The organism is Nonomuraea monospora (genome assembly GCF_039531895.1).
In the GTDB taxonomy this organism is placed as follows: Bacteria; Actinomycetota; Actinomycetes; order Streptosporangiales; family Streptosporangiaceae; genus Nonomuraea; species Nonomuraea monospora.
Genome location: NZ_BAAAQX010000019.1, coordinates 212,560 through 231,089, shown reverse-complemented (window position 1 = coordinate 231,089; position 18,530 = coordinate 212,560). Strand labels below are relative to the sequence as shown.

Below are 18,530 nucleotides of genomic sequence, written 5' to 3'. Positions count from 1 at the left end.
CGCGCGATCTGACCAGGGCGTCACCGAGAGCGGCTAGCTCGCGAGTCCTGTGACGGTGGCGGCGCGCCCCGTGAACACACGCCCCCAGTCCACATTCACTCCGCACCCAGGCGTCTGTCCGATCCGCCCACGCTGTTCTACAGTCACCAGCATGGCGATGACCTCTCGCGCCCCCCTGCGCTTCGCCGAGGCGGTGTCCGCCACCGTCTCCGAGTGCACGAAGTCCGGCTTCTTCTTCGACTTCGACGGCACGATCGCCCCCATCATGCGAGATCCCTCCGCCGTCCGCCCGGTCCCCGGCGCGCTGGAACGGCTGCGCCTGCTGGCGACCCTGGTGGGCAGGGTCGCCATCGTCTCGGCCCGCCCCGCCGCGTTCCTGCGCGACCGCTTCCCCGCAATGCCGCGGCTGAGCCTGTTCGGCCTGTACGGCATGCAGACCGTCGTGGACGGCCGGGTGCGCACGGAGGCGGAGGCGGGCGCCTGGGCTCCGGTCATCGCCCGGGTGACGGCCGACGCGGCCCGGGAGCTGCCGGGCGAGGTGCTGGTGGAGGACAAGGCGCTGATGGTGGCGCTGCACTACCGTTCGTCGCCGTCGTTGCGCGGCGCGGTGGAGCGGTGGGCCTCGGCCAAGGCGGCCGAGCTGGGCCTGCGGGAGCAGTACGGGCGCATGGTGGTCGAGCTGAGGCCCCCGGTGGAGGGCGACAAGGGGACGCTGGTGGAGCGCGAGACGGAGGCGCTCACCCGCGCCTGGTACTTCGGCGACGACCTGTCCGACGGCCGGGCGTTCGAGGCGCTGCGCGGGCGGGAGGAGCGGGATCCGGCGTTCCTGGGTGTGCGGGTGGCGGTGGCGAACGGGGAGACGGGCGACGAGCTGGCACGCCGGGCGGATTTCACGATCGACGCCCCCGAGCACACCCCGCACCTGCTCGACCATGTCATCCGCGCATTTCCGGCCGCCCCGTACGCTGGATAAGTGACGACACTTGTCCTGGACGGCGGGCTGGCCACGCGGCTGGAGGAGCTCGGCGCGGATCTGAGCGACGCGCTGTGGTCGGCGCGGCTGCTGCTGGAGGAGCCCGCGCTGATCAGGCGCGCGCACGCCGACTACTTCGCGGCGGGCGCCGACGTGGCGACGACGGCCAGCTATCAGGCGACGCTGCCGGGGTTCGCGCGGCGCGGGCTGGACGTGACGGAGGCCGAGCGGCTGATCCGGCTGTCGGTGGAGCTGGCCGCCCAGGCGCGCGACGAGGCCGGGCGCGGGCTGGTGGCGGCCTCGGTCGGCCCGTACGGCGCGTACCTGGCCAACGGCGCCGAGTACACCGGCGACTACGACCTGGACGAGGACGGCCTGTACGCCTGGCACCTGCCGCGCTGGGAGATCCTGGCCGGGGCCGGGGCGGACCTGCTGGCCTGCGAGACCATCCCGTCCGTCGCCGAGGCGCGGGCGCTGGCCGCGCTGCTGGACCGCACGCCGGGGGTGAAGGCGTGGGTGAGCTTCTCGTGCCGCGACGGCGAGCGGCTCAACGACGGCACGCCGATCCGCGAGGCGGCCGCCCTGTTCGCGGGCAGCCCGCAGGTGGTCGCGGTCGGCGCGAACTGCACCGCGCCGCGCCACATCCCCGGCCTGATCTCCTGCCTGTCGGACGGCCTGCCCGTGGTCGTCTACCCCAACTCGGGCGAGTCGTGGGACGCCGCCGCCCGCCGCTGGCGCGGCCTGGCCGACCCTGTCGAGTACGGCCTGGCCGCCCAGGAGTGGCAGCGGGCGGGCGCGTCGCTGATCGGCGGCTGCTGCCGTACGACGCCTGAGCACATCAGGCAGATCCGCGCGCGTCTGACCTGAGCCACCACCCGGTCAGCAGCGCTCCGGCGAGGACGACGGCGGCCACGACGCGGTAGCCGGCGCCCATCCCGTACGTGGTCATCACCGTCCCCATGACGGCGACCCCGATCGCGCTGCCCAGCTCGCGGGTGGCGCTGTTGAGCCCGGAGCCGAGCCCGGCCCGCTCGGGTGGCAGCGCCGCCATGATCTCGTACGAGAGCACGGGCAGGCAGAGCCCCATGGCCGCACCCATGATCACGAGCCCGATCGCGTACACCGGATAGGGCATGTCACCGTCGGCGAACGACAGCAGCACCAGCCCCGCCACGTTCCCCGCGAGCCCGGCCATCACGGCGGGGCGCCGCGCGAAGCGGCCCGCCAGGCGCGACAGCACGATCATCGGGATGACGAGCGGCACGATGGCCACGCCGGTGAGCAGCGGCGAGAACCCCTTGGCCTCCTGAAGGAAACGGGCGTTGACGAAGAACAGCGCGAACAGCCCGAAGAACGTGACGGCCACGCCGAGCGTCCCGGCCCGCAGCCGCGCCGCGGCGAACAACCGGGGGTCGAGCAGCGGCGCGGCGGAGCGCAACTGGTGCCCGGCGAAGACCGCGAACAGCACGGCCGCCACGCCGAACGCCGCCAGCACCAGCCCGCTCCCCCAGCCGGCCTCCGGCCCCTCGATGATGCCGGTGAGCAGCGCAACGGAGGCGGCCGTGAGCAGCACGGTGCCCGGCAGATCGAGGCTGGCGGCGTGCCGCGGCATGCGCGGCACCAGCACCGCCACCAGCGCCGCGAGGACGGCGGCGAGCAGCACCGGCACGCCGAACAGCGCCCGCCACGGCAGGTACTGCATCACCAGCCCGCCGCCCAGGTTGCCGATCACGCCCGCGGCGCCGGTCGCGGCGGTCCAGGCGGCCACTGCGGCGCCGCGCTCGGCCGCCGGATACACGCCGACCGTGATGGCCAGCGACGCCGGCATCACCATCGCCGCGCCCGCGCCGCTCAGCGCCCTGGCGGCGATCAGCGTCCCGACGTCCGGGGCGAGCGCCGCCGCCAGGCAGCCCGCCGCGAACACGCCCAGCCCGGCCAGCAGCACCCCCTTGCGGCCGAACCGGTCGCCTGCCGCGCCGGCGGGGATGAGCAGGCAGGCGAAGACGATGACGTACGCGTCCACGATCCAGAGGATCTGCGCCTGCGAGGGACGCAGCTCGGAGGCGGCGAGCGTGGGGATGGCGAGGTTGACGGCGGCCACCAGGGCGACCGCGAGAACCACGGACGCGGCCATGACGGCCATGATCCGGGTCCGGGCGGCGCGCCCGGCTTCCAGGGTGACTGTGGACATGCGAAAACCCCCGACGAGGTCATGGGTGATGGGACGAGCGGAGGCCTCCCGCGGCATTCACCGTAGACTCGGCCCAGCCCTTACCTCAAATGCATCTTTTGCAGGTGATACATGCGCCAGACGCAACCCAGCCTCGACCTGCTGATCGCCCTGGACGCCCTACTGGAGGAGGGCAGCGTCTCGGCCGCGGCCCGGCGGCTGCACCTGTCGGAGCCCGCCATGAGCCGCACGCTCGGACGCATCCGCAAGGCCATGGGCGACCCCGTGCTCGTACGGTCGGGGCGGCAGATGGTGCCCACGCCACGGGCGCTGGCCGTCCAGAGCGAGGTGCGGACGCTGGTGGAGGCGGCCAGGAAGGTGTTCACGCCGCCCGGCGAGCCGGACCCGGCCACGCTGGAGCGCCGGTTCGTGATCCTGGCGTCGGACGCCGTCATCACGGCGGTGAGCGTGCCGCTGCTGACCGAGGTGAGCCGGTCGGCGCCGGGGGTGCGGCTGCACTTCATCCCTGAAGGGCACGGCGACGAGCAGGCGCTGCGCGACGGCAGCGCCGACCTGGAGGTGACCGTCATCGAGGACCCCGCGCCGGAGATCCGCACCGAGCCGCTGACCACCGACCGGGCCATCGGCGTCGTCCGGCCCGGGCACCCGATCCTGGACGGGGGGCCGGTCACGGCGGCGCGGTTCGCGGCGTACGAGCACGTGATCGCCACCCGGCGGGGGCGCACCTCCGGGCCCGTGGACGCGCTGCTGAGCGCTCAGGGGCTGACGCGGCGGGTGGCGGGCTCGGTGCCGACCTTCGGGGCGATGCTGCTGGCGGTGCGCGCCTCCGGGCTCGTGGGGATGACGCCTCAGGCGCTGACCCGGCCGATGTACGAGGCGCTCGGGCTGGTGACGTTCGCGCTGCCGTTCGAGCTGCCGGAGATGACGATCTCGCAGGCTTGGCACGCGCGCTACGACGCCGACCCGGCCCACGCATGGCTACGCGAACGCGTCCGCGCGGCCCTCGACCCTGCTGCGGCGGGGCACACACCCGACCGGCCCGCCTGACCACGCCGCGTCACAGGCTTCGGCACGACGCGACGCGAAGCACGGCACGGCGCACGGCACCGCACGGCACCACGCGATGCGACGCACGGCGCGACGCGACGGCACGGTGCAGCGCACGGCACGGCACCCCGCACGGCACGGCACCGCACGGCACGGCACCGCACGGCACGGCACCGCACGGCACGGCACGGCACCGCACTGCACCGCACGGCACGCGACGCAGCGCAACGCACGGCGCGGGTGTGAGGCGGAGTGCGGGTGGCAGGCGCGGGCAGGGCGCGAGCGCGCGGCGACGGGCTGGCCTCCACCACGCTCGGCCGGCACGTCACCCCCAGGCGGCCACCACCACGCCCGACCGCCATTCCCCGCCTCCAGACACCCGCACCACAGCGCGGCGAGAGGCTAGGCGGTCGCTGTGGCGGTCGCGCCGCGGCGGCGGGTCAGGACGCGGTCGAGGGCCAGCGCCCCGCCCCCGGTGAACCCGACGGCCAGGCTCGCCGCCGCCAGCGCCAGCACGAACTCGTAGCCGCCCTCACCGGCCAGCCCGTTGGCCCCGTGCACGAACGCGATGGCGCCCAGCATGTCGAGGGCCAGCAGCGTGCCCGCGATCGGTAGCGCGACGCCGAGGATCAGGGCGAGCCCGCCGGCGACCTCCAGCACGGCCACCGCGGGCGCGGCCAGGCCGGCGAGCGGGATGCCGACGGACTCGAAGAACTTGGTCGTGCCCGCGATCCCCATGGTCGCGAACTTCTGATAGCCGTGCACCAGGAAGATCACCCCGATGGCGACCCTCGCCAGCAGCAGGGCGAAGGGACGCGCCTGATCCACCATACGGACTCCCTCGATGGTTGTTCAGATTTGAACAACGACTCTAGCAGTGATTTGTTCAAATTCGAACGACAGTACACTGAATCGGTGACGGACACCCGATGGCTGGACGCGACCGAGATGGCGGCATGGCGCGCCTTCGTGTCCACCTCCCACTTGCTTGAGCGGCGTATCGAGGAGCAGCTCAAGGCCGAAGCCGGCCTCACTCACCCGCAGTACGAGATCCTGGTGGTCCTGTCGGAGTCGCCTGGCCGCCAGATGCGCATGACGGAGCTGGCCAGGGGTGTCGTGGTGTCGAAGAGCGCGCTGACGTACCAGATCACGCAGTTGGAGAAGGCGGGGCTGGTCGAGCGGGCGACCTGCCCGTCCGACGAGCGGGGCGTGCTGGCGGTGCTGACGGACGCGGGCGTGCGCTGCCTGCAGCAGGTGGCGCCGGGGCACGTGGAGGTGGTGCGGGCGTACCTGATCGACCGGCTCAGCCGGGAGGAGCTGCGCACGATGACGAGCGCCATGCGCAAGACGGAGGAGGCCTTACGCTCCTCGGCGTGACCCTCCGGCCTGGACGTGACCATCCGGCCTCGGCGTGACCCTCCGGCCGCTACTCGCTCTTGCCCGAGGAGCCCGAGGAGGCGGCGGCGCGCGCGGCGCGCTCCATCTCGACGCGGGCGCTGGCGGCGTACTTGTCGACGTACTCCTGCCCCGACAGCTCCATCAGCGCGTACATGATCTCGTCGGTCACGGCGCGCAGCACCAGCCGGTCGTCCTCCATGCCGTAGTAGCGGGAGAAGTCGAGCGGCTTGCCGAACTTGACGCCGGGCCTGATGCCCAGCTTGGGCAGCAGCCGCCCTGGCGGCATCATCTCGTACGTGTTGATCATCGCCCAGGGGATCACCGGCACCCGCGACTCCAGGGCGAGCCTGGCCACGCCGGTCTTGCCCTTGTAGAGGCGGCCGTCGGGCGTGCGCGTGCCCTCGGGGTAGATGCCCAGGATGTTGCCCTCGCGCAGGACGCGCAGCCCGGTGCGCAGTGCCGCCTCGCTGGCCTTGCCGCCGGAGCGGTCGATCGGCACGGTGCCGACCCCGCTGAAGAACAGCCGGGTGAAGAAGCCCTTGATGCCGCGCCCGGTGAAGTAGTCGGCCTTGCCCAGGGAGATCACCTTGCGGCGGATCTGCAGCGGGCCGAAGAAGTGGTCGGCGAAGGACAGGTGGTTGCCGGCCAGGATCGCGGGCCCCTGCTTCGGCACGTTCTCCGCGCCCTCGGTCCACGGCCTGAAGATGAGGTGGAGGAACGGCCCCAAGATGGCCTTGACCACCCAGTAGAACACCCTGGCACCTCTTCCTGCGCACTTCTCGTCGGCGGGCATTGTCAGCAGCGGGCAGAGTCATCTTCCCATCCCGACTGCCATGCTCCTACATCAGCTCTCGCACAAATACCCCAGAACGTGCGACGATCGGGCCGTTCCGGCGGAAATTGCCGGAATGAAACGGCACAGAGGAGCTGTTATGCCGCTCATGCCAGGCGCTGAGCCCTACCACCACGAAGCAGGCCAGATCGGCGTGCTGCTGTGTCACGGGTTCACCGGCACGCCGCAGTCCCTGCGGCCGTGGGGTGAGTACCTGGCCGGGCACGGGGTCAGCGTCTCGCTCCCCCGTCAGCCCGGACACGGCACCAAGTGGCAGGAAATGAACAGAACGCGCTGGGACGATTGGTACGCCGAGGTGGAAAAGGCGTTCGCCGACCTCCAGGGCCGGTGCGCGGAGGTGTTCGTGGCGGGGCTGTCGCTCGGCGGCTGCCTGGCGCTGCGACTCGCCGAGGTGCACGGCTCCGCGATCAGGGGTGTGATGGTGGTCAACCCCTCGATCGCCAACGACGTGCCGTTGATGAGATTGGCTCCGCTGCTGAAATGGTTCGTGCCGTCGGTGCCCGGCGTCGCCAACGACGTCAAGAAGCCCGGCGTGCGCGAGCTGGCCTACTCCAGAACCCCGGTGAAGGCGGCGGCCTCGCTGCCGGGGCTGTGGTCGCTGGTGCAGGCCGACCTGGCGAAGGTGACACAACCGCTGCTGGTCTTCCACAGCACGGAGGACCACGTGGTGAAGCCGACGAGTGTCGCGATCATACGCGCGAAGGTCCCGCAGGCCACGATCGAGGAGCTTACCGATAGCTACCATGTTGCGACGCTTGACAACGATGCCGACAGGATCTTTGCCGGGAGCCTCGACTTCATCCGGACACATGCCTCGGTACCCTTGCAGAGGGACTGATCGCACCCAGGGGGAAGTCGCGATCGCTGCGGAGAGGCCCATCTAGGTGACGCCCCAGAGTGACGAGGACGAGGTCTGGCGGCAGATCGTCGCGTCCTTCAACGACACGGCCGAGCGCGACTCGGCCGATCAGCCATGGCCGGACAGCGAGAACGTGCCCGCCGAGCCGACCCGCCGGGTGGTCAAACCCCCGGAGGACGAGCCCGCGCACGACACCTCCCCGGACGACGACGAACCACGGGAGAGCGGGGGCGACGAGGAGGAGGACGAGGGGCACTTCGAGCCTCCGCCGCCGCCCCCGCTGCCCAAGCTGGACCTGCCGACCAAGCTGGCGTGGGTGGGGCTGTTCGGCGGCCCCGCCTACCTGCTGGTCGCGGCGATGGCGAGCTGGCACATGGAGGGGTGGGCGCTGTTCACCGCGGTGGCGGCGTTCATCGGCGGGTTCGTGGCACTGGTGGTCCGCATGGGCGACGGCCCGCCCAACGACTCCGGCTGGGACGACGGCGCCGTGCTCTGAGCAGCGGAACCTACGACTTCGCGGTGGTGACCTTGGGCGCGAACGACTCCACCACGTCGGTGTAGCGGTCCTTGGTGTCGACGGCGTGCCCGACCGCCCACACCGTGCTCTTGCCCGCCAGGTACGCCACCGCCTGCAGCCGCACGCTGCTCCTGCCCTGCTGGGTGCCGCCCCTGATGGTCTCGCACTCGCCCTTCTCACAGCGCAGCATGAACGGCTCCGCCGCGCGGGAGGGGTCGTAGCCGGTCATCCAGTAGCGCCCCTTGCCGTCGCCGGTCACGCCGTACAGCCTGGCCTCGGATGGCGGCAGCCGCAGCTCCCGCCACCGCTTGCCGTTCCAGACCAGGGCGAGCGGCGTGATCTCGCCGGGGCCGCGGTAGACGCCGCCCACGGCCAGCGCCCGCTTGGAGCTGTCGACCTGCACGTCGCGCAGGTAGCCGCCGGGGATGGAGGGCAGCGGCATGGACTTCCACGTGCCGCCGGAGTAGTGCGCGATCAGCGGCTCCGTGCCGGTGTCGCCGACCGCGAAGCCGCCGGACACCGCGTACAGGGCGCCCTTGTCCTCGATCTCCTGGACGGTCCAGTCGTTGCCCTGGCCGGTCACGATCAGCGCGTTCTTCTCGCGGCTGCCCACCGCCACGACCTTGCCCGACTTGGTGTCGATGCCGCCCAGCCAGTCGCCGGCCCGCAGGCAGGGCGGCCTGACCCGGTCGGAGCCGGCCGGCGGGCAGAGCGGCCTGACCCGGTCGAAGCCGGCCGTGTCGCCGTGCGCGAGGTAGGGCACCCCGTCGTGGCCGTCGCCGACCGCCCACACGTCCGACGGCGAGGCGGCGGCCAGGCCGCGCAGGTTGCCCGCCGCGGTGTTGTCGCGGATGCCGATCTCGCTCCAGCGGCTGCCGTTCCAGTGGCGGATGGTGCCGCGGTTCTTCCAGACGTCCCAGATCTCCTGCTGGCCCACGGCCCACACGTCGCCCGGCGAGATCGCCAGCACGTCGGAGAGCGAGCCGTCGGCCTGCAGCCGCACGCTGGTCGACTGCTGCCACGCCTCGATCTGCGCGGGGCGGGGATCGGCATGCGCGGCGGGCGTGACCTGCGTCCAGGCCACGGACGTCGCCAAGATCAAGGAAAGCGCACGCCGCTGAGAGCGACGAGTCATGAGGAAATGCTACGGGCTGGAGAGCCTGTCTTGCCCGCTAGTGCCCAACTCGCAACTCTGCGACGACCGGGAGATGGTCGCTGGCCCCGGTGAGATCGGCGATCGCGGCGTCCACTCCCCCGCACGACACGACACGCGCCTCGCGCGCGGCGAACACCCCGTCGATGCGTGCGGACGGCTGCGCGGCGGGGAACGTCAGCCCGTCGCCCTTGGGCGCCACGGCGTAGCAGTCGGCCAGCCGTCCGGCCAGGTAACGCCAGGCGGGCCGGTGGGGATGCTCGTTGACGTCGCCGGCGAGCACGATGGCGGCGCCGTGCCTGGCCGCCACGTCCTCCATCAGCGCCACGGCCTCGGCGGCGTGGTGCATCCTGGCCGCCTCGTGGAGGTCGAGGTGGAGCGAGCCGACGGCCAGCCGCGCCCCCTCGGCCTGCACCACGGCGACGGCCAGCGCCCGCCGTTCCAGACCCAGGAAGCCGCGCAGCGCGTGGCTCTCGGCGTGCAGGACGCGGGCGCGCCGGCCGACGAGCACGGCCACCCCGCCGGCCCTGCCCGGCGTGGCGACCGTGAGGCCCGCCGCGGCGGCCAGCGCCGCGCGCCTGGCCCGCCAGCGGCCGAACCTGGGCGCCTCCTGCACGCACAGCACGTCGGCGCGCGCGGCGGCGATGACCCTGGTCAGCGCGGGCACGCTGTCGCGCAGCCCGTGCAGGTTGTACGTCCCGACCCTGACCGTCACGCGCTGATCGCCGGATGCGGCGCTCAGCGCTGCCTGGCCAGGTCGGCCGCTCCCACGACGCCGGCGGAGGCGCCCAGCTCGGCCAGCCTGATCTCGGCGAACGGCCGGTGCCCGTGCCCGGTGAGCCGCTCGGCGAACGCCTGCCTGGCCCGGTCGATGAACAGGTCGGCGGCCCGGGAGACACCGCCGCCGACGATGAAGCAGCCGGGGTCGAGCACGGCGGCCAGGTCGGCCATGCCCTGCCCGAGCCAGTCGGCCAGGTTGCGGAAGGCGTCCAGCGAGGCCTCGTCGCCCAGCCGGGCGGCCTCGGTCACCTCCTCGCCCTCGATCTTGCCATCGGCCAGCCCCAGCAGCGTGGCGGCCCGCCCGGGGTGCGCCTCGGCGATCTCCCTGGCCTCCTTGACCAGGGCCTGGCCGCTGGCGTACTGCTCCCAGCAGCCGATGTTGCCGCACCCGCACAGCCGCCCGCCGGGCAGGACCTGCATGTGCCCCAGCTCGGCGCCCATGCCCCAGCGGCCGCGGTAGAGCGCGCCGTCGATGACGATGCCGCCGCCGATGCCGGTGCCGAGCGTCAGGCAGACCACGTGCGACTGGCCTCTGCCCGCGCCGAACCTGGTCTCGCCCCACGCCATGGCGTTGGCGTCGTTCTCGATGACGACCGGCAGGCCGACCAGGTCGCTGATCTTCTTCTGCAGCGGCTCCTCGCGCCAGGCGAGGTTCGGGGCGAAGCGGACGACGGACCTGGTCTCGTCCACGAAGCCCGCCGCGCCTACGCCGACGGCCTCGATCGTCCTGTCTCTGGACAGCTCGCGTACGACGTCGGCCACCGTCTCGGCGACCACGTCGGGGCGGTCGGCGGCGGTGGGCCTCAGCGTGTGTTCGACGATCTCGCCATTGTCGTCGACCACGCCGGCGGCCACCTTGGTCCCGCCGATGTCGACACCGATCGTGAGCATGCCCCGTGTCTCCCTAGTTCAGATCTATGTGTTCCACGTCGTCGCGCCCGCCCTCAGGCCGGTCGTCGCGCCGGGTGTCGCGCTGGTCGTCGCGCGGCCTGCTGGTGCGCGGGGCAGGCCTGCTCAGCACGTCGATGGCGCCCCTGAACGCGGCGAACAGCTCGCCGCCCGCCGCCATGAGGTGCCCCGTCACGTCGCCGCCCGACTCGCGTTGCGCCGCGATCGCCCGGCAGACGGGGCAGGCGCGGCAGATGTACTCGTCGTGGGGCTCGGAGACGGCCTCCTCCCAGACGTCGCGCTCCCTGCGCCCGCCGCCGGTGAAGGAGTTGAACACACTCCTGCCGACCTGGCGGGTGGCCCGCCCCTGGATCGAGTCGAACAGCTTGCGCGCCTCGTCGGCGACGGTCCCGAGCGGATCTCTGTCCTGGCTCTCGGTCATCCTGGCCCTCCCTGGCTCGTGGGGTCTCGCTCCTCCATGTTCAACTCCTCAGGTCGCGGATTCGCTCCCCGAGTCGAACGGTAGTGCAGACCCCGCCGCCGCGGGCGGGCTCCCGTCGGTGTGCCAGCGCACGCGCAGCACGCCGTCACGCAGCTCGGCGCCGCTGATCCGCCTGCGGGCCAGCGCCACGGGCAGCGCCAGGATCCTGCGGTACGGCCCGGCGGTGACGATCAGCTCGTCGCCCTTGCGGGCCAGGTCCACGTCGCCGCGATCGGCGCCGGGCAGGGCCAGGGTCAGCTCGTCGGCGCTCATCCGCAGCGGCGGCTCGACGGCGTGCGGGGCGAACGGGTCGGCCTCGCCGTACAGCGCGGCGCCCAGGGCGGCCAGGGCTTCCTTGCCGACGGGCTCGGCCGGCAGGTACGGCACGACGTGGATGGGCAGCGGCGCGAACGACTGCTCGGCCTCCGCCAGCAGCCGCGACTGTGCCTCGACCCAGCCGGCGCGCCACTCGTCGGCGCCGCCGTCGGGGAAGACCCGGTTGGCGATGACGGCGTCGACGCGGTAGCCGTACAGGCTGAGGGAGGTGAGCGTGCGCCTGGCCTCGGAGAGCACCACCGACTCCGGTGTGAGCACGAGGCGCACGGAGGCGTGGTCGCCGGTGAGCAGCTCGCGCACCTCCATCAGGCCGCGGTGGAAGCGCTCGCCCGCGCTCAGCACGTCCTCGCCGGGGGCGCTCACGCGGGCGACGCTGCGCACGAACGGCGCGACCAGCCGCACCAGCTTGCGCCCGACGGGCATCAGCCGGCTGACGTGCCAGTCGAGCGCCTCCGGCATGGCCAGCAGGCGCAGCGTCTCGGCGGTGGGCGCGCAGTCGACGACGATCACGTCCCAGCGGTGCTCGCGGGCGTGCTCGCGCAGCTCCAGCAGGGCGATGAGCTCCTCGGCGCCCGGCAGGACGGTGATCTCCTCGGAGGTGATCTGGTCGAGGCCCAGCTCGGCCAGCACTCCCCTGGCGTAGTCCTGCAGCTCGCCCCAGTGGCGCTCCAGCGTCTTCTGCGTGTCGACCTGGTGCAGGTGCAGGCCCGGCGCGATCTCCCCCGGCTCCGCGCCCAGCGCGTCGGACAGGGAGTGCGCCGTGTCGGTGGAGATGATGAGCGTCTTGAGGCCGCGACCGGCGGCGAGCGTGGCGGTGGCCGCGGCGGCCGTCGTCTTGCCGACGCCGCCCTTGCCGGTGAACAGCAGGACCCGCGGGCTCAACTCAGCGGCCTTCGACGCGCTTCTTGAGGCCCTTGAGCGCGGTGTCCACGATCACCTTCTCCGCCTTGCGCTTGATCAGGCCGATCATGGGCACGCTGAGATCGACCGTCAGCTCGTACGTCACCTCGGTGCCACTGCCCGCGCCGGCCAGCCGGTAACTTCCCCGGAGGTCGGAGACCATCTTTCCCGGCTCGGCCACCTGCCAGTGCACGTCGTCGCCCGCCCAGGTGTAGGCGAGGGCGTAGGTGTCGCTGATCGGGCCGGCGTCCAGGACGAACCGCACCGTCCGCGGCCTGCCCTCGGTGTCGGTGTCGAGGACCTCGGCGCGCTTGACCTGCCCGGCCCACTCCGGGTAGGAGGGGAAGTCCGCGATGACCGCCATCACGTCGGCCTGCGGGGCGCCGATGGTGATGCTCGAAGTGGTGCGATCAGACATGCGACCACCGTAGTGCACAAACCGCCGACCGCGGCGGACCGCTGCACGACGGCGGTCAGATCACCATTCGAGGACGTACGGCACGCCCTTCCCCCGGAAATGGCCCACGTTCACACATTCGGTACGGCCCACGCGGGCCCGCGCACGCAAAGGGTTGTGCACGTGGCCGAACAGGACGTAACGCGGCTGGGTGCGCCTGATCGCCTCCAGCGTCGCCTCGCTGCCGCGCTCGAACCGCCGCGCCACCACGTCGTACAGCAGCTCGGGCAGCGCGGGCGGGATGTGGCAGCACAGCACGTCCACCTCGCCGACCGCCTCCACCTTGGCGGCGTACTCCTCGTCGGTGATCTCGTGCGGGGTGCGGTACGGGGTCTTCAGCCCGCCGCCCACGAAGCCGAAGCGCAGCCCGCCGATCTCCGTCACCTCGCCGTCGAGCACCTGGTGGCCGGGCCTGAGGTAGTCGGCCCACAGGCGGGGCAGGTCGACGTTGCCGTACGTGAGGTAGGCCGGGGTGGGCATGGCGGCGAAGAGGGCGTCGTACTGGGCGCGCACGTTGCGCTCGATGTGCTCGCGCGGATCGCCGTCGAGCGACGCCCACAGCCGCGCCGACATGGCCCTGGCCTCGTCGAACCGCTTGGCCGTGCGCAGCGCGATGAACTCCGCGGCGTTCCGCGCGCCGAACAGGTCGGCGAAGATGCCCTGGGCGTGGTCGTCGTAGTCGACGAACAGGATCAGATCGCCCAGGCAGATCAGCGCGTCGGCGCCCTCCGCCGCGCCGGCCAGAGCGTCGGCTCTGCCGTGGACGTCACTGACGACATGGACCCTCATGGGGAGATCCTAAGCCCGCCCGGATCGGCCGATCTCGGTGCGCGTACGGGCGGGCGACGGCTGCTAGCGTGGGAAATGCCCTTCATAACGCCTCAATGACGGAGCTACCGGCGCGTAACTTAAGGCGGTAACGTCCAGGCGGTCCCCGAAGAGGAGTTGAGTTCGTGCGCGAGTACAGCGTCCCCGTCCTGGTCGACGTGCCCGCCTCCGCTGGCCTGGCCGACACCGTCTTCCGGCGCGCCGAGCAGGAGCCGGGCGCGGTCGTGATGCGCCGCAAGGTCGGCACGGGCTGGCCCGTCGTCACCGCGGCCGAGTTCCGCGACCAGGTGGTCGAGGTGGCCAAGGGGCTCATCGCGGCGGGCGTCGAGCACGGCGACCGGGTCGCGCTCATGTCGCGCACCCGTTACGAGTGGACGCTGGTCGACTACGCCATCTGGGCCGTCGGCGCGGTGACCGTCCCGATCTACGAGACGTCCTCCGTCGAGCAGGTCAGGTGGATCCTGCGCGACAGCGACGCCAAGGCGGCGTTCGTCGAGCTCGACGGGCACGAGGAGGCCGTCAGGGAGGCGGCGCCCGAGCTGAAGTCGCTGTGGCGGGTCGACGGCACGCTGGAGACCGGCGACGTCTCCGCCGCCGACGTCGAGGAGCGCAGGAAGGCCGTCACCTCCGCCGACCTGGCCACCGTCGTCTACACCTCGGGCACCACGGGCCGCCCCAAGGGCTGCCGCATCACCCACGACAACCTGCTGTTCACCGCGCTCAACGTGCTGCGCGGGCCGCTGGAGCCGCTGTTCGCCCGCAAGGACCCGGCCGCGCTGCTGTTCCTGCCGCTGGCGCACATCTTCGCCCGCATGATCCAGGTCGTGCTCATCGAGGCGGGCGCCGTCATGGCACACACCCCGAACATGAAGAACGTCGCCCCCGACCTCCAGGACTTCCAGCCCACGTTCCTTCTGGGCGTGCCGCGCGTGTTCGAGAAGGTCTACAACGGCGCCGAGCAGAAGGCCATCTCGGGCGGCAAGGGCAAGATCTTCGCCCGCGCGGTGGACGTGGCCGTCGCCTGGAGCAAGGCCGAGAGCTCCGGCGGCGCCCCGCTCGGCCTGCGGCTCCAGCGGGCCGTGTTCGACAAGCTCGTGTACGCCAAGCTGCGCGCGGCCACCGGCGGCCGGCTCTCGGCGGCGGTCTGCGGCGGCTCCGCCCTCGGCGACCGGCTCGGCCACTTCTTCCGCGGCGTCGGCATCGAGGTCTTCGAAGGCTACGGCCTCACCGAGACCTCGGCCCCCGTCTCCGTCAACATGCCGGGCGCCAACAAGATCGGCACCGTCGGCAAGCCGCTGCCCGGCGTCACCCTGCACATCTCCGACGACGGCGAGATCCTGGCCAAGGGCCGCAACGTCTTCCCCGGCTACTGGAAGAACGACGAGGCCACCGGCGACGTGATCGACGCCGACGGCTGGTTCCACACCGGCGACATCGGCGAGCTCGACCCCGACGGCTACCTGCGGATCACCGGGCGCAAGAAGGAGATCCTGGTGACGGCGGCGGGCAAGAACGTCGCCCCCGGGCCGCTGGAGGACGCACTGCGGGCGCACCCGCTGGTGTCGCAGGCCATGGTCGTGGGCGACGGGCGGCCGTTCGTCGCGGCCCTGATCACCCTCGACCTTGAGGCCGTCCCCGCGGGGGCCAAGGTGGCGGAGCTGCGCGGCGATCCTCAGGTGCAGGCCGAGATCCAGGGGGCGGTGGATCGGGCCAACCTGACGGTTTCCAAGGCTGAGCAGATCAAGAAGTTCGTGATTCTGGACGCGGACATCACTGAGGAGAGCGGGCATCTCACGCCTACGCTCAAGATCAAGCGGAACCTGGTGATGCGGGACTTCGCCAAGGAGATCGACGACCTCTACGGCGGGCACTGACCCCGAGCGGCAGGCCTTCCGGTTTTCAGGTGGCTTCTGCTTCTTCAGGCGGCCTTCTGCTTCGTCGCCTCTTCCTCCGTGGTCGCCACGAGCGCGGCCAGGCTGTCCCTGGTCGCCTGCAGCTCGGCGAGCTGCTCCTCCAGGCCTGACAGCCGGTCGCGCAGGTGGCCCAGCGTGCAGGCGTCCAGGACCTCGCCCGAGCCGGACGCGCACGGCAGCACGTCCTTGATGACCTTGGTCGGCAGGCCGGCGGCGAGCAGCGTGCGGATGCGGCGGACGACCACGGGGGCGTCCGTGTCGTAGCGGCGGTGGCCGCCCTCGCCGCGGTGCGACGTCAGCAGGCCCTGCTCCTCGTAGTAACGCAGCAGGCGGGGGCTGACCCCGGTCTCGCGCGACAACGCCCCGATCCTCATGCGACGCCCTCCCGGCACAAATCAGCCTTTTACTCTCGGCGATTACCTTACCGCGCGCAGGGTGCGCGACGCCTCCAGAGAATAAGAGGATTATTCCGAATTGGGTCCCATTTGTGCCGCCTGAGCAGGGGAATCTCCTTTCGATTCCCGCTTACAGACGGTCAATTCCGGGGTATTGTCGTCGCAAAGAACGGGACCGGAGATGCGGAAAATCCCCGGTCCCTCGCCTAACGTTAGGGGAACTTTCCATGACCATCAAGGACTCCGGGACTGAGTTCGCCACCAAGATCCACAACGAGCTGGTGCAGATCAGGGCAAACCAGATCGAGCTGGCTCAGGATCTGACCGAGCGCATCAACGACGTCGCCAACCGGGTCAAGAAGCTGGACAGCAGGGTCGAGGCCAGGTTCGACGCGGTCGACAAGCGGTTCGACGGCATCGACAGGCGACTCGACGCGATGGACACGAAGTTCGAAACCAAGTTCGACGCGGTCGACCAGCGGTTCGACGCCCTGGAGTCCTCACACAAATCCATGCTGACCCTCCAGCAGGAGATGCTGGGCGTCCTCGTCTCCATTCAGCGCAACCTCGACGTCAACTAACCCCTCCGAGGGCGGGCCTACACAGGCCCGCCCTCCTCACTCCCACCACCCAGCCGTCGTAGGAGTTCACTGTCAGGCGGGTGGATGCGCTGCGCCCCCCGGATCCAGGCCACGAGCTGCCCGTGACCTGGCGACACCTTCAGAGGACGTCCGGTGAGTGCTCCTGATAGCCGCTCGCCTGAACCCGGAACATCCGCGCATACGTCCCACCGGCAGCCATCAACTCCTCGTGCCCACCCAGCTCCACCACCTCCCCATCCACCAGCACCGCGATCACATCCGCCTCCCGCACAGCGTTCAGCCGGTGCGAGATCAGCAGGCTGGTCCGGTCGGAGCGGTAGCGGCGCATGCGCAGGTGCACGTCGTGCTCGGCCTCGGGATCGAGGCCAGAGCTGGGCTCGTCGAGGATCATGAAGTCGGCGTGGTCGCGCAGGAAGGCCCTGGCCAGCGCCACCCGCTGCCACTGCCCGCCCGACAGCACGACCCCGGTGGGCGGCGGTTTGGACGGCTTGAGCGCCATGATGAAGATCCGGGTCAGCGCCGTGTCGTAGCCCTCGGGCAGGTTCATGATGGCCTCGTCCACGCCGGCGTTGGCCGCGGCGGCGCGGATGCGGTCGAGGTCGTCGAGGGCGGTCAGGTCGCCGACGGCGATGTTGTCGCGGGCGCTGAAGTCGTAGGTCATGTGGTCCTGGAAGACGGCGCCGAGCCGGGCGCGCAGCTCGGACGGTTCGAGGTCGCGCAGGTCAACGCCGTCCCAGTGGATGGAGCCGCGCTCGGGGTCGTAGAAGCGGCACAGCAGTTTGGCGAGTGTGCTCTTGCCCGCGCCGTTGAGTCCGACGACGGCGACGGCCTGCCCGTACGGGATGGTGAGGGTGACGCCGCGCAGCACCCAGGGCAGGTCGGCGGCGTAGCGGAACCACACGTCGCGCAGCTCGACGCCGGTGGTGAGGGGGCGGGCGGGGGCGGGGTGGGCGGCGATGGGGAGGTCGGGTTCGGCGTGCACGATCTCGGCGTAGTGGCCGAACAGCAGCAGCCACTGGAGCGAGCCGGCGATGCCGCCGACGAGCGCGGCCAGCCCGCCTTGCAGCCCCGCGATGGCGGCGATGAACATGGACACGTCGCCGATCGTGATCGTGCCGTCCTTGGCGGCGAGGACGGCCCAGACCAGGCCGGCTCCGGCGACGACGGCGCCGAGCAGTTCGAGTGCCGTCTGGGTGCGCAGGTCCTTGCGGTCCAGGTCCCGTTCGGCGGCGTTGACGGACCTGCGGGCGTCGAGCATGCGTCCTCGCAGGAACGCCCCCAGGCCGAACAGCCGCACCTCCTTGGCGGCTTCGACGCTGCTGAGCAGGTGGGAGTAGAAGAACTCGCGGCGCTGTACGGGTGCGGTGTCCCAGAGCATCCTGGCCCGCCGCCTGGCCAGCGCGAGCTGCGCGACGAGGGCGGGGACGCCGGCGGCCAGCACGACCGCGGCCATCGGCGGGGAGATGACGACGACGGAGGCCAGGAAGCCGCCGAGGGTCAGGGCGGTCCTGGTGAGGTCGAAGGCGCTGTTGACGAGGCTTCTGGCCATCTGGCCGCCCTGCGTGGCCAGGCGGAGCCGGTCGAGGAAGGCGGGGTTCTCGAAGGGGCCGAGGCCGATGAAGCGTCCGACCGCGACGTAGAGGCGGTCGAGGGCGCGCAGCGCGACCTGCCTGCCCATCTCGGCCCCGAGGTAGGCGCTGAGCTGCGGCAGCACGGCCATGGCTGCCCCGACGGCGACCATCGGGACGAGCAGGACCGCCAGCTCGCTCAGCGGGGCGCCGCGGACGAGGTCGTCGAGGACGAGCTTGGTGAGCCAGGCGACGGCGACGGGCAGGCCGGCCTGGACCAGGGTGACGGACGCGTAGCACACCGCCCGGATCGGGCCGGCGCGCCAGACTAACCCGGCGGCTTCGGCGACGCTGCGCCGCGTCGAGCTCATACCGCCAGGCTAGGTCGCGA

Annotated in this window: 20 protein-coding genes; 8 read left to right on the top strand and 12 right to left on the bottom strand. The window is 71.7% G+C overall.

The window, feature by feature from the left end; translation table 11 throughout:
- Nucleotides 1–151: 151 nt before the first annotated feature.
- Both otsB and mmuM read left to right on the top strand, forming a co-directional pair.
- A complete protein-coding gene (otsB, locus tag ABD331_RS33060; protein ID WP_344483402.1) occupies nt 152–973 on the top strand; it encodes a trehalose-phosphatase in 822 nt (273 codons plus the stop codon).
- The gene (mmuM, locus tag ABD331_RS33055; RefSeq protein WP_344483399.1) at nt 974–1,840 is read left to right on the top strand and encodes a homocysteine S-methyltransferase; all 867 of its coding nucleotides are present in this window, start codon (nt 974–976) and stop codon (nt 1,838–1,840) included. It begins immediately after the preceding gene.
- Here the strand turns inward: mmuM and ABD331_RS33050 are convergent.
- Nucleotides 1,812–3,164, bottom strand: a complete 1,353-nt coding sequence (locus ABD331_RS33050) for an MFS transporter (RefSeq protein ID WP_344483396.1) — start codon at nt 3,162–3,164, stop codon at nt 1,812–1,814. The two genes, mmuM and ABD331_RS33050, sit on opposite strands and share 29 nt — an antisense overlap.
- Nucleotides 3,165–3,275: 111 nt before the next feature.
- Here ABD331_RS33050 and ABD331_RS33045 point away from each other — a divergent pair, with 111 nt between their 5' ends.
- On the top strand, nt 3,276–4,211 hold the full coding sequence (locus ABD331_RS33045; protein WP_344483393.1) for a LysR family transcriptional regulator: 936 nt from the start codon (nt 3,276–3,278) through the stop codon (nt 4,209–4,211).
- 402 nt (nt 4,212–4,613) lie between these two features.
- On the opposite strand, the gene ABD331_RS33040 is transcribed toward ABD331_RS33045, so the two are convergent.
- Nucleotides 4,614–5,042 (bottom strand): DoxX family protein, encoded by a 429-nt coding sequence (locus ABD331_RS33040; protein WP_344483390.1) that lies wholly within the window; start codon nt 5,040–5,042, stop codon nt 4,614–4,616.
- Nucleotides 5,043–5,126: 84 nt separating this feature from the next.
- On the opposite strand from ABD331_RS33040, the gene ABD331_RS33035 reads away from it, so the two are divergent.
- A complete protein-coding gene (locus ABD331_RS33035) occupies nt 5,127–5,588 on the top strand; it encodes a MarR family winged helix-turn-helix transcriptional regulator (protein ID WP_344483387.1) in 462 nt (153 codons plus the stop codon).
- Nucleotides 5,589–5,637: 49 nt separating this feature from the next.
- Here the strand turns inward: ABD331_RS33035 and ABD331_RS33030 are convergent, their stop codons facing one another.
- Entirely contained in the window at nt 5,638–6,363 is a 726-nt protein-coding gene (locus tag ABD331_RS33030) for a lysophospholipid acyltransferase family protein (RefSeq protein WP_344483384.1), read from the bottom strand.
- A gap of 178 nt (nt 6,364–6,541) precedes the next feature.
- Between ABD331_RS33030 and ABD331_RS33025 the strand changes: the two genes are divergently transcribed.
- Both ABD331_RS33025 and ABD331_RS33020 read left to right on the top strand, forming a co-directional pair.
- Entirely contained in the window at nt 6,542–7,300 is a 759-nt protein-coding gene (locus ABD331_RS33025; protein WP_344483436.1) for an alpha/beta hydrolase, read from the top strand.
- A gap of 46 nt (nt 7,301–7,346) precedes the next feature.
- Nucleotides 7,347–7,817, top strand: coding sequence for a hypothetical protein (locus ABD331_RS33020; protein WP_344483381.1), 471 nt, complete (start codon nt 7,347–7,349; stop codon nt 7,815–7,817).
- 10 nt (nt 7,818–7,827) lie between these two features.
- On the opposite strand, the gene ABD331_RS33015 is transcribed toward ABD331_RS33020, so the two are convergent.
- The 7 genes from ABD331_RS33015 to ABD331_RS32985 all read right to left on the bottom strand — a co-directional run bounded on the left by ABD331_RS33015 (nt 7,828) and on the right by ABD331_RS32985 (nt 13,622).
- A complete protein-coding gene (locus ABD331_RS33015) occupies nt 7,828–8,934 on the bottom strand; it encodes a hypothetical protein (RefSeq protein WP_344483378.1) in 1,107 nt (368 codons plus the stop codon).
- Between the two features lie 76 nt (nt 8,935–9,010).
- Nucleotides 9,011–9,706, bottom strand: a complete 696-nt coding sequence (locus ABD331_RS33010) for an endonuclease/exonuclease/phosphatase family protein (RefSeq protein ID WP_344483375.1) — start codon at nt 9,704–9,706, stop codon at nt 9,011–9,013.
- Nucleotides 9,707–9,729: 23 nt separating this feature from the next.
- Nucleotides 9,730–10,662 carry an ROK family glucokinase gene (locus ABD331_RS33005; RefSeq protein ID WP_344483372.1) on the bottom strand — a complete coding sequence of 311 codons (933 nt, stop codon included), beginning with the start codon at nt 10,660–10,662 and terminating at the stop codon, nt 9,730–9,732.
- A gap of 13 nt (nt 10,663–10,675) precedes the next feature.
- Nucleotides 10,676–11,101, bottom strand: coding sequence for a DUF5304 family protein (locus tag ABD331_RS33000; protein WP_344483369.1), 426 nt, complete (start codon nt 11,099–11,101; stop codon nt 10,676–10,678).
- A gap of 48 nt (nt 11,102–11,149) precedes the next feature.
- Nucleotides 11,150–12,358 (bottom strand): ArsA family ATPase, encoded by a 1,209-nt coding sequence (locus ABD331_RS32995; protein ID WP_344483366.1) that lies wholly within the window; start codon nt 12,356–12,358, stop codon nt 11,150–11,152.
- Between the two features lies 1 nt (nt 12,359).
- Nucleotides 12,360–12,794: an SRPBCC family protein gene (locus ABD331_RS32990; protein ID WP_344483363.1), complete on the bottom strand. Its 435-nt coding sequence runs from the start codon at nt 12,792–12,794 to the stop codon at nt 12,360–12,362.
- 60 nt (nt 12,795–12,854) lie between these two features.
- Nucleotides 12,855–13,622 (bottom strand): metallophosphoesterase family protein, encoded by a 768-nt coding sequence (locus tag ABD331_RS32985; protein ID WP_344483360.1) that lies wholly within the window; start codon nt 13,620–13,622, stop codon nt 12,855–12,857.
- Between the two features lie 164 nt (nt 13,623–13,786).
- On the opposite strand from ABD331_RS32985, the gene ABD331_RS32980 reads away from it, so the two are divergent.
- Nucleotides 13,787–15,535 carry an AMP-dependent synthetase/ligase gene (locus ABD331_RS32980; RefSeq protein ID WP_344483357.1) on the top strand — a complete coding sequence of 583 codons (1,749 nt, stop codon included), beginning with the start codon at nt 13,787–13,789 and terminating at the stop codon, nt 15,533–15,535.
- Between the two features lie 44 nt (nt 15,536–15,579).
- Here the strand turns inward: ABD331_RS32980 and ABD331_RS32975 are convergent, their stop codons facing one another.
- Nucleotides 15,580–15,948 carry a MerR family transcriptional regulator gene (locus ABD331_RS32975; protein ID WP_344483354.1) on the bottom strand — a complete coding sequence of 123 codons (369 nt, stop codon included), beginning with the start codon at nt 15,946–15,948 and terminating at the stop codon, nt 15,580–15,582.
- 248 nt (nt 15,949–16,196) lie between these two features.
- On the opposite strand from ABD331_RS32975, the gene ABD331_RS32970 reads away from it, so the two are divergent.
- Complete coding sequence (locus ABD331_RS32970; protein ID WP_344483351.1) at nt 16,197–16,550, top strand: hypothetical protein; 354 nt, start codon at nt 16,197–16,199, stop codon at nt 16,548–16,550.
- A gap of 139 nt (nt 16,551–16,689) precedes the next feature.
- Here ABD331_RS32970 and ABD331_RS32965 read toward each other — a convergent pair whose 3' ends face one another.
- Nucleotides 16,690–18,510: an ABC transporter ATP-binding protein gene (locus ABD331_RS32965; protein WP_344483348.1), complete on the bottom strand. Its 1,821-nt coding sequence runs from the start codon at nt 18,508–18,510 to the stop codon at nt 16,690–16,692.
- Nucleotides 18,511–18,530 lie beyond the last annotated feature (20 nt).